The following is a 13,477-nucleotide window of genomic DNA, read 5'->3' as shown; positions in this document are numbered from 1 at the left end:
GGCGAGAACATGCCGATCACCTCGGCCCTGAACAACCTCTCCGGCCAGTACTTCACCGACCCCAACCTGGTCGCCGCCGGCGCCCTGCTCACCGCGATCCCCACGCTGATCGTGTACTTCGCGCTCCAGCGGCAGTTCGTCAGCGGCCTGACCCTGGGCGCCAACAAGGGCTGAGGAGCCGACCGATGAGCATAAGCAGCATTCCCGGTGTTCCCGGTGTTCCCGGCATCGCGTACGGCGGGGACTACAACCCCGAGCAGTGGCCCGAGGAGGTGTGGGGCGAGGACATGCGCCTCATGGCCGAGGCCGGGGTGAACATGGTCAGCGTCAACATCTTCTCGTGGGCGCTGCTGGAACCCGCCGAGGGCGAGTACGACTTCTCCCGCCTCGACCGCCTCCTGGACCTGCTGTACGTCCACGGCATCGCCGCCGACCTGGCCACCCCGACGGCGGCCCCGCCGGCCTGGTTCTTCAAGGCCCACCCCGAGGCGCTGCCCGTGGACGCCGACGGCCGGACACTGTCGTACGGCAGCCGCCAGACGTTCTGCCCGAGCAGCCCGGCGTACCGGACGGCGGCGCTGCGGATCGCCCGCGCGCTCGGCGAGCGGTACGCGGACCACCCGGCCGTGGTCATGTGGCACATCCACAACGAGTACGGCTGCCACAACGCGGAGTGCTTCTGCGACACGAGCGCGCGGGCGTTCCGGGGGTGGCTGCGACGCCGCTACCGGGATCTGGCCGCGCTCAACGACGCCTGGGGCACCACCTTCTGGAGCCAGTGGTACTACGACTGGGACGAGATCATCCCGCCCCGGGCTACGGGCGCCGTCCCCAACCCGACCCATCGGCTGGACTGGCGCCGCTTCTGCAGCGACGAGCTGCTGTCGCTGTGCACGGCGGAGCGGGAGGTGCTGCGCGGGGCGGCCCCGGGGATCCCCGCCACGACCAACTTCATGGTGATGTACAACTTCGACGCGCTGGACTACTGGCGCTGGGCGCCGGAGCTGGACATCGTCTCCAACGACCACTACCTGCGCTCGACCGACCCCGAGTCGGAGATCGACATCGCGATGAGCGGCGACCTCGTACGGTCCCTCGCGGGCGGGCCCTGGCTGCTGATGGAGCACTCCACGGGCGCGGTGAACTGGCAGCCTGTCAACCGGGCCAAGTCCGCAGGCGAGTTGAGACGCAACGCGCTCGCGCATGTCGCCCGCGGCGCCGACGGCATCGCCTACTTCCAGTGGCGGGCGGCGAAGGCGGGTGCCGAACAGTGGCACTCGGCGATGCTGCCGCACGCGGGCACGGACAGCGCGATCTGGCGGGACGTCGTCCAACTCGGCGCGGATCTGCGGTCGTTGGCGGAAGTGCGGGGCGCCGCCGGGACCGCCGAGACGGCGATCGTCTGGGACTGGGACGCGAAGTGGGCGCTGGAGCAGCCCTCTCAACCCAGCGAGCTGGTACGCCAGTCGGAGCTGGTACGCGCCTGGTACGAGCCGCTGTGGCGGGCGGGCGTCGCCGTGGACTTCGTCCGCCCGGACGCGGACCTGTCGGCGTACCGCCTGGTCCTGGCCCCGGCGCTGTACCTGGTGGACGACGCGGGAGCGGCGAACCTCACCGGTTTCGCCGAGCGCGGCGGCACCCTGGCGGTGGGCTTCCACAGCGGCGCGGTGGACGAGAACTGCCATGTCCGGCTGGGCGGTTACCCGGGGGCGTTCCGTGAGGCGCTCGGCGTCCGCACCGACGAGCTCTTCCCGCTCCTGCCGGGCGAGACGGTCGGGCTGGAGGGCGGCGGCCGGGGCTCGCTGTGGTCGGAGCGGGTGCGCACGGCCGGGGCGCAGACGGTGTTCTCCTACACGGACGGCCCCCTGGCGGACGCCCCCGCGATCACCCGCCACGGCTACGGCGTCGGCACCACCTGGTATGTGGCGACCCTGCCGGACGCGGACACCCTGGCCGCCCTGCTGGAGCGGGTGGCCGGGGAGGCGGGGGTGGCACCGGTGCGCGCCGGGATCCCCCGGGGCGTGGAGGCGGTGGTGCGGCGCGGCGCCGACGCCGACTACCTCTTCCTGATCGACCACACCGGACGGGGCGCCCGGGTCGCCGTCGCCGCCGACGCGGTGGAACTCCTCGGCGGCAAGCCCGTGGCCGACGGCTCGGTCTCCGTCCCGCCCGGCGGGGTGGCGGTCGTACGCGAGCCGCACTCCGTGTGAGGCCGGTGCGGGAGGCCCTCTTGTCGCCGGCCTGAGGGCCTCCTAACCTGCTCTTCCGCATGCGTCGTCCGTCGGCGGGGCGAGAGGCGAGGGGGAGCGGCGTTGGCCACGACACCGTCCAGGGAAGAGATCCTCCAGGCTGTCGAACGGCACGTCTCGCGGCGCGGTGCCGGCGTCGCCCTCACTTCCGCCGGTGCGGCCGACTTCTCCTGGCAGTCGGTGTTCGAATGCCGGATCGTGCGCAGTGTGGAGCGCCGGGAGGAGACGCACCGGAGGGAGAAGGGCCGCCAGAGCGCCCCGGCGAAACGGGCGACGTACACCGATCTCGACACTCACCCGGTCCCGCCGCCCGGCGACCCGGCCCGCACCCAGCGGTTCGTGCTCGTCCGGGAGGGCACGCTCGACGAGCTGGTCTGCGAGGACTGCGAGGGCGGCCGCAAGGACTGCGACGTGTGCGCCGGGCGCGGCGGACAGGACTGCCCCCGCCATGTGGAGTGCGAGGTCTGCCACGGCGGCCCCGACGCCTGCTGGGAGTGCGACGGCACCGGCCATCCGCGCAGCCGCCGCGGCCGGAAGACCGCCGTCCGCCCGCAGGGCGCGGAGGAACCCGAACGGGCCGCCTGCCGGCGGTGCCGGCGCCCGGACGTGGCCTGCCCGAACTGCCTGGGCGAACGTCAGACCCGCTGTCCGGTCTGCACGGGTTCCGGCACGGCGCCCTGCACCGCCTGCAAGGGCGCGAAACGGGTCCGGGACGAGGCGTGCGGCGGCACCGGACGCTTCACGGTCTGGACCGAGGGCGTGATCACCCGCACGCCGCACACGGAGGAGACCAAGGTGTCCGCCCCGCCCTTCCTCAGGATCCGGACCGACAAGTGGCACGACCGCACCCTGAACACCGTCGACGCCGAACTCCCCGGCTTCCTCGAGGACGAGCACCACAAACTTGCCACCCGCCTCCTCATCGCCAGGGACGGCGAGATCCGGCGCCGCGTCACCATCCGCTACCTGCCGCTCGCCAGGATCGCGGTGCGCACCGACCCCGACCGCGTCTACTACGCCTACCCCGGCCCCGACGACATCGTGGTGTGCCGCCGCCCCAGCAAGGAACGCCTCACCGCCCTCGCCTGGGCGGTGCTCACCGTCATCGCCCTGGTGACCGTGGTGGCTCTGACGCTGCTGCGCTGACTCGTACCATCTCCACACCGCACGTCATGAGGGGGACATCGTGATCGAACTGGCCGACATGATCCGGGAGTTGCGGGAACAGCTGACGACCGCACTGGCGGAGGGCGACAACCGGATGCTGCGTTTCGAACTGGGGCCCGTGGAAATCGAGGCGTCCGTCGCCGTCACCCGGGAAGGGGGCGCCGACGCGAAGGTACGGCTGTGGGTCGTCGACGCCGGCGCGAACGGCAGGTACGGCCAGGCCGAGACCCAGCGCATCACCCTCACCCTCACTCCCAAGGTCGTACCACCGGGCGGGGGCGTCGGCCGGACGGCGCTGATCACGGGTGACGAGGTCGACGGCGAGATCTGAAGGGGCGGCCGGAGCGGGACGGAGATCCAGGCCCCGTTTCGAGGGGGTCGCTCTTCAGGGCACCCGCAGGGCGTACGAGTCCTGGCCCCCGGGAAACACCAGGGCGCGGCACGCCCCCACGGCGTGCCGCGCCCCTCCCCTGCCCCCGGGTCAGGTGGTCTGGGTCGCCGGTGCCGGCAGGGTTCCCGTGCGGGCGGCCTCGCCGTACCAGTGGGCGCTCGACTTCGGGGTGCGGGTCAGCGTCGCGTAGTCCACGTACACCGCCCCGAACCGCTTCTCGTAGCCGTACGCCCACTCGAAGTTGTCGAGGAGGGACCAGAGGTAGTACCCGCGTACGTCCGCGCCGTCGGCGATCGCGCGCCGCACCGCCGAGAGGTGGCCGTGCAGGTACGCGATCCGCTCGGGGTCGTGGACGCGGCCGTCCGGGTCGGGCTTGTCGTCGTAGGCCGCGCCGTTCTCCGTGATGTAGAGGGGCAGGCCGGGGGCCTCCCTCGTGTAGCGCATGATCAGGTCGTGCAGGCCGGTCGGGTCGATCGTCCAGCCCATCTCCGTGCGGTCGCCGGGGGTCTGGTGGAAGGCGACGTCGTCCGCGGCCGGCCAGGGGGAGTGGTCGCTCGCGCCGTGGCCGTCCGAGCGGGGGCCCCGCACCTCGGTGTCCGCGGCCGAGACCAGCGTCGGCGTGTAGTAGTTCAGGCCCAGCGCGTCCAACGGCTGGTTGATCGCGGCCAGGTCGCCGTCGAGGACGTGACTCCAGTCCGTCAGGGACGAGGTCGCCGACAGCAGCGTCTCGGGGTACGCGCCGTGCAGGATCGGGCCGTGGAAGACGCCGTTCGCCAGGTCGTCGATCTTGCGTACGGCCACCAGGTCCGCGGGGTCGTCCAGCGAAAGCGGCCGTACGACCGAGGAGTTGAGGCTGATCGCCACCGTGTTGCGGGCCGGCATCGCCGCGCGCAGCGCCGAAGTGCCCAGGCCGTGGGCCAGGTTGAGGTGGTGGGCGGCGCGCAGGGAGGCCGCCGGGTCGGTGCGGCCGGGTGCGTGCACACCGGACGCGTAACCCAGGAACGCGCTGCACCACGGCTCGTTCAGCGTGATCCAGTTCTCCACGCGGTCGCCCAGCGCCTCCCCGACGATCTGCGCGTACTCGGCGAACCGCAGCGCCGTGTCCCGCTCCGGCCAGCCGCCCGCGTCCTCCAGCTCCTGAGGGAGGTCCCAGTGGTAGAGGGTGACGGCCGGCTTGATGCCCTTCGACAGCAGCTCGTCGACCAGGCGGCGGTAGAAGTCCAGGCCCACCTGGACCGCGGGGCCGCGGCCGGTCGGCTGGACCCGGGACCAGGAGATGGAGAAGCGGTACGCCGTGAGACCCAGCTCCGCCATCAGCGCCACGTCGTCGCGGTAGCGGTGGTAGTGGTCGACAGCGATGTCACCGGTCTCGCCACCGGACGTCTTGCCCGGCGTATGGCTGAAGGTGTCCCAGATCGACGGCGTACGGCCGTCCTCCCGCACGGCCCCCTCGATCTGGTACGCGGACGTCGCGGCACCCCAGAGGAAGGTGGGAGGAAAGGACACCGGGGTAATGGGCTCAGACATGGAAGCGCTCCCATGAGTGGTCGTCGAGACCGACGAGGAGGTTGGGGGAAGTCGGGCGGAGGGGGCCGGAGCGGCGCTGACCCGGCCCCTCAGATCGCGGGCCTCGGCCCTTCGGGCGCGGGCCTCGGCCTTTCGGGCGCGGGCCTCGGCCCTTCGGGCGAAGGCATCAGCCCTTCACCGCGCCCTGCATGATGCCGCCCACGATCTGCTTGCCGAAGATCGCGAAGACCAGCAGCAGCGGCAGCGTGCCCAGCAGGGCGCCTCCCATGATCAGGGACTGGTCGGGGGTGTAGCCGCGGCCCAGACCCGTGAGGGCGACCTGCACGGTCGGGTGGCCGTTCTGCGTCAGGACCAGGAACGGCCACAGGAAGTCGTTCCAGGACTGGACGAACGTCAGCATGCCCAGTACCGCCATCGCGGGGCGCGCGGCCGGGAACACGATGTGCCACACCACGCGCCAGCTGCTCGCGCCGTCGACGCGCGCCGCCTCGATCAGCTCGTCCGGCAGCGCCTGGATCAGGTACTGACGCATGAAGAACACGCCGAACGCGCTCACCAGCGACGGGAGGATGACCGCCTGCAGCTGGTCCGCCCAGTTCAGCTTCGCGACCATCATGTACAGCGGGATGATGCTCAGCTGCGGCGGCACCATCATCGTGCCGATCACCATCAGCATCAGGATGTTGCGGCCCCGGAAGCGCAGCTTGGCGAAGGCGAAGCCGGCGATCGTCGACAGGATCACAATCGTGATCGCCGAAGTCCCGGCCACGATGGTCGTGTTGAGGAAGGCCTTGCCGAGGTTCGCCTCGTTCCACGCCACGTCGAGGTTGTGGAAGAGATTGCCGCCGAACCAGAACGGCGGGGGCGTCTCGGCCAGCCGGTTGTTGGTGCGGGACGCGGCGATCGCCGTCCACACCAGCGGGAACAGCGAGCCGATCGAGAACAGGACGAGGATCGTGTAGGCGATCGGGCCCGCATGCAGGGTGCCGCCGGCGCGTGCCGCCTTCGAACGGCGGGTGCGGCGGGACTCCTTGGGCGGCGTGGCGTCCGCGGGCTTGGTCAGGGTCGTCGTCACGGCCGTACCACTCCTAACTGCTGGCGCGCAGTCGGCGCGAGATGACGTAGTTGACCAGCCCGACCACGATCAGGATCAGGAACATGGTCCAGGCGATCGCGGAGGCGCGGCCGAGGTGCATGTTCACCCAGCCCTGCTCGTACAGATACAGGCCGAGCGTCTGGAACTGGTGCTCCGAACCTCCCGACGCGCCCCGGTTGGCGTCGAAGATCAGCGGCTCGCCGAACACCTGGCTCGCGCCGATCGTCGAGACGACCACGGTGAACAGGATCGTCGGGCGCAGCTGCGGCAGCGTGACATGGATGAACTGCCGCCAGCGGTTGGCCCCGTCCAGCGCCGCCGACTCGTACAGATCGCTGGGGATCGCCTGCATCGCGGCCAGGTAGATCAGCGCGTTGTAGCCGGTCCAGCGCCAGATGATGATCGTCGACACCGCTATCTGGGACGGCCACTTGTCGTTCTGCCAGTCGATCGCGTCGACGCCGACGAAGTGCAGCGCCCAGTTGATCATGCCGTAGTCACGGCCGAAGAGCAGGACGAAGACGAGCGCGGCCGCGGCGATCGAGGTGGCGTACGGCGCGAGGACCACCACGCGGTAGAAGATCGAGCCGCGCAGCTTGTAGTTGAGGATGTGGGCCAGGCCCATCGCCATCAGCAGCTGCGGGACCGTCGAGATGATGCCGATGGTGAGGGTGTTCTTCGCCGCGTTCCAGAAGAACTCGTCGTCGAAGATCCGGGTGTAGTTGTACAGGCCGGCCCACTTCATGTCGTTGGGCGCGGTCAGCTCGACCGTGTGCAGCGAGGCCCAGCCGGTGTAGATCAGCGGGAAGAGGCCGAAGGCGAGGAAGAGGACGAAGAACGGGGAGATGAACCCGTACGGACTCCACTTCAGGTCCCGCTGCCAGCGGCGGGAGAGACGGGCGCGGCGCCGCTGCTCCGCCTCGCCGAGGGCGGCGGAAGGGCGGGCCGGGGCCGCGCCCCCCTCCTTAGCGGGGGGCGCGGCGGTGTCGTGCCGGGTGGCCATACCGGTCACTGCTCCAGGTTGTTGTCGATGGTCTTGGTGGCCGTCTCCCATGCCTCCGCGGCGGACTTGCCCTTGGTCACCAGGATGACGCCGTTGTTGGTCAGACCGTCCTGGACGACCTGGTCCTTCGGGCCGATGACCTGCGTCGGGATGGACTTGGCGGCATCGGCGAAGATCTTGCCGATGGGCGCGTCGGCCGTCATGGCGTTCTTGGCGTCCGTCACCAGCGGCTGGGTGTACGAGCCGGGAGTGCTCGGGAAGCTGCCCTGGACGCTGAAGAGCTTGGCGAGCTGCTCGGGCGCGGTCAGCCAGGCGGCCAGCTTCTCCGCCTCCGTCACGTTCTTGCCGCTCTTCGGCACGGTCAGGAAGGTACCGCCCCAGTTGCCGGCCTTCGGCGCGGCGGCCACGTCCCACTTGCCGGTGGCCTCGGGCTTCGACTGGCCCTTGAGGTAGCCGAGCATCCACGGCGGGCAGGCGATCGCGGCGAACTTGTTGTTGGCGATCGTCGAGTTCCAGGCGGGCTGGAACTGGGTCTGCGGCTGGACCAGGCCCTCCTCGGCGGCCTTCGCGGTCAGGTCGAAGGCGTCCTTGATCGCCGGGTTGGTCTTGTAGATGACCTTGCCGGAGGCATCGAAGAACTTGGTCTTCTCACTGCTGATGACCGCGTTGAGCAGACCGCCGGGCGAGTCCATGAAGTAGGTGCCCTTCGGGGCCTTCTTCTTGTAGTTCTCACCGGCCGTGACCAGCTTGTTCCAGTCACCGGCCCACAGCTTGCCGACCTCGTCCCGGTCGGTGGGCAGGCCGGCCTGCTCGAAGAGGTCCTTGCGGTAGCAGATCGCCATCGGGCCGATGTCGGTGCCCAGGCCGATGGTCTGGCCGCCGCTGGTGGTGGCCTGCTGCCACTTCCAGTCCAGCCACTGACTCTTGTCGACGCCCGACACCTTGGAGAAGTCGACGAGCTTGTCCGCGAACTTGTCCGTCACCTCGGCGATGTTGCCGACCTCGACGGCCTGGACGTCCTGCAGACCGCTGTTGGTGGTGAGGTGGTTGACGAGCGCCGGGTAGTAGTTGGCGTTCTGCTCGACCACGGTCTCCTGGATCTTGATGTTCGGGTTGAGCTTCTCGTACTCCTTGTAGAGACCGGCTTCCTTGAAGCCCTGCGTACCGAAAAGACCCAGCGTGATCGTGGTCTTTCCCTTGCCGCTGCCGGACGACGAACCGTCGGATGCGTCGCCTCCGTCGTCGGCACAGCCGGCCAGCAGCCCGGCGCCCAGCGACGCGACGGCCGCGAGGACCACCACCCGGCGGGTGGTTCGGGTACGTGCTCGCATTACGTCCTCCTGTTGCCCTGACGTGCCGACCCCCCGGCCAACTGCATTGTTGGGCCCGTTAGTTACTCGCTGCGGCTCGGGCGGGGAACGTGCGGGATGTGTATGTGTCAGGTACCGTGGGAGCGCTCCCACAGGTGATGTGTTGAAGAGTCGTCGGTTCGGACGGGGGTGTCAAGGGCGGGGGCACGGAGAGACGCGTTCAGTTATCCGGCTGTTAGCTAACTCCCACGGGCGGCGTTTTCCGGCCGGGCGCGGCGGCGGTCGGCGGTCGGTCCTGCCCACGGACGGGACTGTTACATTCCAGGCCAGCGTGATGACGACGGCGGGAAGGCGGGGCCCATGGCAACCCACGGAGCGCGGGGCCGCAGCGGCGGTCGGCCCACCCTCGAAGAGGTGGCCGCCCGCGCCGGCGTAGGCCGGGGCACGGTCTCGCGGGTGATCAACGGCTCCCCCCGGGTCAGCGACGCGACCCGCGCGGCGGTGGAGGCGGCGGTCGCGGAACTCGGCTACGTCCCGAACACCGCCGCCCGCGCCCTCGCGGCCAACCGCACGGACGCGATCGCCCTCGTCGTCCCCGAGCCGGAGACCCGCTTCTTCGCGGAGCCGTACTTCTCGGACATGCTGCGCGGTGTCGGGGCCGAACTCGCCGACACCGAGATGCAGTTGCTGCTGATCTTCGCGGGCAGCGACCGCGAGCGCCAGCGCCTCGCGCAGTACCTGGCGGCGCACCGGGTCGACGGCGTCCTGCTGGTCTCGGTCCACGCGGACGACCCCCTCCCCGACCTGCTGGCCCAGCTGGAGATCCCGGCGGTGATCAGCGGCCCGCGGTCCGCCGGGGAGACCCTCCCGTCGGTGGACTCCGACAACTACGGCGGCGGCCGCTCGGCGGTCGAGCACCTCCTCGCCCGGGGCCGCACCCGCGTCGCCCACATCACCGGCCGCCTCGACGTGTACGGCGCCCAGCGCCGCGTCGACGGCTACCGCGACGCCCTGCGCGACGCGGGGTACGAGGTGGACGAGGGACTCATCGAGCCCGGCGACTTCACGGAGGAGGGCGGCCACCGCGCCATGCGGGCGCTGCTCGCCCGCAGCCCCGCCCTCGACGCGGTCTTCGCGGGCTCCGACGTGATGGCGGCCGGCGCCCGCCAGGCCCTGCGCGAGGCGGGCCGCCGTATCCCCGAGGACGTCGCCCTCGTCGGCTACGACGACTCGGCCATCGCCCGCCACATGGACCCGCCCCTGACGAGCGTCCGCCAGCCGATCGAGGAGATGGGGCGCCGGATGCTGGACCTCCTCCTCACGGAGATCGCCGACCGCCGGCCGGCGGTGTCCCGGGGGCTGGAGAGACGACAGGTGGTGCTGGCCACGGAACTGGTGGGGCGGACCTCGTCCTGACTCGGCCGGGCAGTGGAGCATGCCCGGCCCGCCATCCCGGAACGTCGCCGCCCGGCGTCGGTGAGGTGCGGCCTCTCGGCGGCCGGTGAGACTCCCGGGAAACGCGTCAGCGGGTGACTTCTCGAGGAAGTCACCCGCTGATTGCTCAGGGTGGGTGACGGGACCCGCACGGCCGATCCGGTGACCTTGCGGGGCGTCCTCCTGCGCGGGTCGGAGGGGACGACGCCGCCCCGGCCGGCCTGGCGGCACGTGCTGACGTCGTCCTGGTCGCCGGCCGGCCCCGAACCGGGTCAGGGCGCGTCGCGCGGTCTCGGACCTGGCGACGACGGCCGGCGCGCCGGTCGGTGGAACGCTGCCGATGTCATGGCCTACGACATTCACGTCCTGGTCCTTGCCGAGCGACGCCAGGAGCGCGTGCAGCGTGGCGGCCATGGTCTTCTTGTCGTATCCGGACGCCGGGGCGTCACTCCGGCCCGCGCCGGGCAGGCCCGGCGCGATGACGGTGTAGTGCTCGGCGAGCGCGGGCATGATGCCGAGCCACTCGTACCAGGTCTGGGGGTAGCCGTGGATCAGGACCAGGGTCGGGCCGTGGCCGCCGATCACGTAGTCGATGCCGGTCCCGGCCACCCGGGTCCTGTGTTCGCTGAAGCCGGCGGGTATCCGCTCACCGGCCGGCGATGCCGGCTTGGCGGAGGCCGCGGCCGTGAGGGTGGTCGAGCCGAGGCCGACGGCCAGGGCGAAGACCGCGGCCACCAGGCGGCGGGATCTGGGCAGGCGGAATCACAACCCGCATGATGCGGGCGGGAATTGAGGCGTCCGCGGGTTTTGCCGGTGACCCGAGCAGTAGCGCTGAGCGGTCAGGGACGAGACTTGCCCGCCGTGGCGCTGGGCACCACTGTGTGGCCGAACCGGGTGAACGAAAAGGCCCCCGACCTGCGTTTCCGCGGGTCGGGGGCCTTTCATGTAAGGGTGAGTGACGGGACTCGAACCCGCGACATCCTGGACCACAACCAGGTGCTCTACCAGCTGAGCTACACCCACCACGACCGGTGGTTGGACTTTTGTGTCGTCCCCGACCGGCCGAGAAAAAGTGTACAGGGTCTGAAGGGGTGCTCGCGCACGGCTTTCGCCGTGGACCCGTGCGGCCCTATTGAGCAGGCACGACGTGCTTCGCGGCGATCGTCTTCGCGGTGTCCGAGTCCGGGCCGGGCTGGGGCACGAAGACGGACTCGCGGTAGTAGCGCAGTTCCGCGATGGACTCGCGGATGTCGGCGAGGGCGCGGTGATTGCCGTTCTTCTCGGGGCTGTTGAAGTACGCCCGCGGGTACCAGCGGCGGGCGAGCTCCTTGATCGACGAGACGTCGACGATGCGGTAGTGGAGATAGCCCTCGAGGGTCGGCATGTCGCGGCCGAGGAAGCCGCGGTCCGTGCCGACGGAGTTGCCGCACAGCGGAGCCTTGCCGGGTTCCTTCACGTGCTCGCGCACATACGCCAGCACCTGCGCCTCGGCCTCGGCGAGCGTCGTGCCGCCGGCCAGCTCCTCGAGCAGACCGGACGCGGTGTGCATCTGGCGCACCACCTCCGGCATCGTCTCCAGCGCCTTTGCCGGCGGCCGGATGACGATGTCGACCCCCTCGCCGAGGATGTTCAGCTCGGAGTCGGTGACGAGGGCGGCAACCTCGATGAGCGCGTCGTCCGACAGCGAGAGGCCGGTCATCTCGCAGTCGATCCACACCATGCGATCGTTCATGCGACCACCCTAAAGCTGACGTCCGGGTTTGGGGTGCCCCCGTGCTGGTACGGGGGCGGTGCTGCGACCGGGGGCTGCGCCCCGGACCCCTTTCGGCCCTGAAGGGGCCTCGTCCCCGAACGCCGGACGGGCTGGAGTCGCGCGTCGCCCGCCCGGCGTTCAAGGTCACATCCCGCTGCGCTGCCCCGGCAGGCTCGCCCGTGATGCCGCGTACGCTTCACGCGCGTGCTGCTCGGCCGAGTGGCCGCCCGGTGAGCCCATCGCGCCCGCCGTCGCCGCCGTGCGCCTGATCTGCGGAGGGACCGGGCCCGGTCCCTCCGTGTGCAGCGCCGGAGGCGGGCCCGCCGGCGCCGGTGGTGGCGACGACGGTTCGGCCTCCAGCGGGCGTTCGCCCTGCGGCCTGCGGGCCCGGTACGCCGCCCGGTACGCCGCCGGGGACGAACCCAGTTGGCGGCGGAAGTGGCCGCGCAGGGCCACCGGCGAGCGGAAGCCGCAGCGGCCCGCGACCTCGTCCACCGAGTAGTCCGACGTCTCCAGCAGGCGCTGCGCCTGCAGCACGCGCTGGGTGATCAGCCACTGCAGTGGCGCGCTGCCGGTCAGTGACCGGAAGCGGCGGTCGAAGGTGCGGCGGCTCATGTACGCACGCGCGGCGAGCGTCTCCACGTCGAACTGCTCGTGGAGGTGTTCCAGCGCCCAGGCGACGACCTCGGCCAGCGGGTCGGCGCCGATCTCCTCTGGTAAAGACCTGTCGAGATAGCGCTCCTGGCCGCCCGACCGGCGCGGGGGGACGACGAGACGCCGGGCCAGCGCGCCCGCCGCCTCGTTGCCGTGGTCCGTCCGCACGATGTGGAGACAGAGATCGATTCCGGCGGCGGTGCCCGCCGACGTCAGGACGTCGCCGTCGTCGACGAAGAGTTCCCGCGGATCCACGTGGACCGACGGGTAGCGCTTGGCCAGCGTCGGCGCGTACATCCAGTGGGTGGTGGCCGGGCGGCCGTCCAGCAGACCCGCGGCGGCCAGCACGAACGCGCCGGTGCACAGGCCCACGATGCGGGCACCCTCTTCGTGCGCGCGACGCAGTGCGTCGAGCGCCTCCTCCGGTGGCGGAGAAGTGATCGAACGCCAGGCCGGCACGACGACCGTGCCCGCTCGCGAGATCGCTTCCAAGCCATGCGGCGCGGTGAGTTCCAGGCCCCCTGTGGTCCGCAGCGGGCCTTCCTCGCCGCCGCACACCAACAGGCGGTAGCGCGGCACGCCGGCGTCCTGGCGGTCGATCCCGAACACCGACAGCGGAATGGAACTCTCGAAGATGGGACCGCCGCTGAACAGCAGCACCGCGACGATCTCCTTGCGGCGTCGCCCGGAAAGCTTCCGGGCCGCGGCTTCCGGCGCGGCAGTGGAGTCGTGGCTCATCCTGCTAAGCCCCCCTCGGTGGTCGCGGCTCCTCGGTTGTGTCGCTCCTGCACGTTTCCCCTCGGTCCTGCACGAGTCCCCCGCCGTAGACAGTCAAGATCGAATCTACTGTGTCGCGTGATGCCGGCGTGGCCAGTTCAGCACCCGGCAGATTG

General features: G+C 70.9%; 10 protein-coding genes, 1 tRNA gene and 2 pseudogenes. 5 read left to right on the top strand and 8 right to left on the bottom strand.

Translation table 11 applies throughout. The annotated features are described in order from the left end of the window. From ABT057_RS16555 to ABT057_RS16540, 4 genes and pseudogenes are all read left to right on the top strand, one after another. Positions 1 to 174: pseudogene (locus tag ABT057_RS16555) on the top strand (carbohydrate ABC transporter permease); the annotation flags it as partial. A gap of 11 nt (positions 175 to 185) precedes the next feature. Next, on the top strand, positions 186 to 2,210 hold the full coding sequence (locus ABT057_RS16550; protein WP_352343695.1) for a beta-galactosidase: 2,025 nt from the start codon (positions 186 to 188) through the stop codon (positions 2,208 to 2,210). A 102-nt stretch (positions 2,211 to 2,312) separates the two neighbouring features. Beyond that, positions 2,313 to 3,395, top strand: coding sequence for a hypothetical protein (locus ABT057_RS16545; RefSeq protein WP_352343694.1), 1,083 nt, complete (start codon positions 2,313 to 2,315; stop codon positions 3,393 to 3,395). Between the two features lie 40 nt (positions 3,396 to 3,435). Next, the gene (locus ABT057_RS16540; protein ID WP_352343692.1) at positions 3,436 to 3,747 is read left to right on the top strand and encodes a trypco2 family protein; all 312 of its coding nucleotides are present in this window, start codon (positions 3,436 to 3,438) and stop codon (positions 3,745 to 3,747) included. 150 nt (positions 3,748 to 3,897) lie between these two features. On the opposite strand, the gene ABT057_RS16535 is transcribed toward ABT057_RS16540, so the two are convergent. The 4 genes from ABT057_RS16535 to ABT057_RS16520 all read right to left on the bottom strand — a co-directional run bounded on the left by ABT057_RS16535 (position 3,898) and on the right by ABT057_RS16520 (position 8,764). After that, positions 3,898 to 5,334 (bottom strand): GH1 family beta-glucosidase, encoded by a 1,437-nt coding sequence (locus tag ABT057_RS16535; RefSeq protein ID WP_352343690.1) that lies wholly within the window; start codon positions 5,332 to 5,334, stop codon positions 3,898 to 3,900. A 166-nt stretch (positions 5,335 to 5,500) separates the two neighbouring features. Beyond that, positions 5,501 to 6,409, bottom strand: coding sequence for a carbohydrate ABC transporter permease (locus tag ABT057_RS16530; protein WP_352343689.1), 909 nt, complete (start codon positions 6,407 to 6,409; stop codon positions 5,501 to 5,503). A gap of 13 nt (positions 6,410 to 6,422) precedes the next feature. Beyond that, positions 6,423 to 7,433, bottom strand: coding sequence for a carbohydrate ABC transporter permease (locus ABT057_RS16525; protein WP_352343716.1), 1,011 nt, complete (start codon positions 7,431 to 7,433; stop codon positions 6,423 to 6,425). 5 nt (positions 7,434 to 7,438) lie between these two features. Then, positions 7,439 to 8,764, bottom strand: a complete 1,326-nt coding sequence (locus ABT057_RS16520; protein WP_352343688.1) for an ABC transporter substrate-binding protein — start codon at positions 8,762 to 8,764, stop codon at positions 7,439 to 7,441. 339 nt (positions 8,765 to 9,103) lie between these two features. Between ABT057_RS16520 and ABT057_RS16515 the strand changes: the two genes are divergently transcribed. Next, positions 9,104 to 10,159: a LacI family DNA-binding transcriptional regulator gene (locus ABT057_RS16515; protein WP_352343687.1), complete on the top strand. Its 1,056-nt coding sequence runs from the start codon at positions 9,104 to 9,106 to the stop codon at positions 10,157 to 10,159. A gap of 363 nt (positions 10,160 to 10,522) precedes the next feature. Here the strand turns inward: ABT057_RS16515 and ABT057_RS49205 are convergent. From ABT057_RS49205 to ABT057_RS16495, 4 genes and pseudogenes are all read right to left on the bottom strand, one after another. Further along, positions 10,523 to 10,762 (bottom strand): annotated as a pseudogene (locus tag ABT057_RS49205) (alpha/beta fold hydrolase); the annotation flags it as partial. A 365-nt stretch (positions 10,763 to 11,127) separates the two neighbouring features. Next, positions 11,128 to 11,200: transfer RNA gene (locus ABT057_RS16505), tRNA-His, on the bottom strand. Between the two features lie 106 nt (positions 11,201 to 11,306). Continuing rightward, a complete protein-coding gene (orn, locus tag ABT057_RS16500; RefSeq protein WP_352343686.1) occupies positions 11,307 to 11,909 on the bottom strand; it encodes an oligoribonuclease in 603 nt (200 codons plus the stop codon). A gap of 165 nt (positions 11,910 to 12,074) precedes the next feature. Further along, positions 12,075 to 13,322 carry a helix-turn-helix domain-containing protein gene (locus ABT057_RS16495; RefSeq protein WP_352343685.1) on the bottom strand — a complete coding sequence of 416 codons (1,248 nt, stop codon included), beginning with the start codon at positions 13,320 to 13,322 and terminating at the stop codon, positions 12,075 to 12,077. Positions 13,323 to 13,477 lie beyond the last annotated feature (155 nt).

The organism is Streptomyces sp. NPDC002588 (genome assembly GCF_040295925.1).
Classification (GTDB): domain Bacteria; phylum Actinomycetota; class Actinomycetes; order Streptomycetales; family Streptomycetaceae; genus Streptomyces.
Note: the sequence above shows the minus strand (reverse complement) of the source record. Positions and strands in the feature narration are given on the sequence as shown.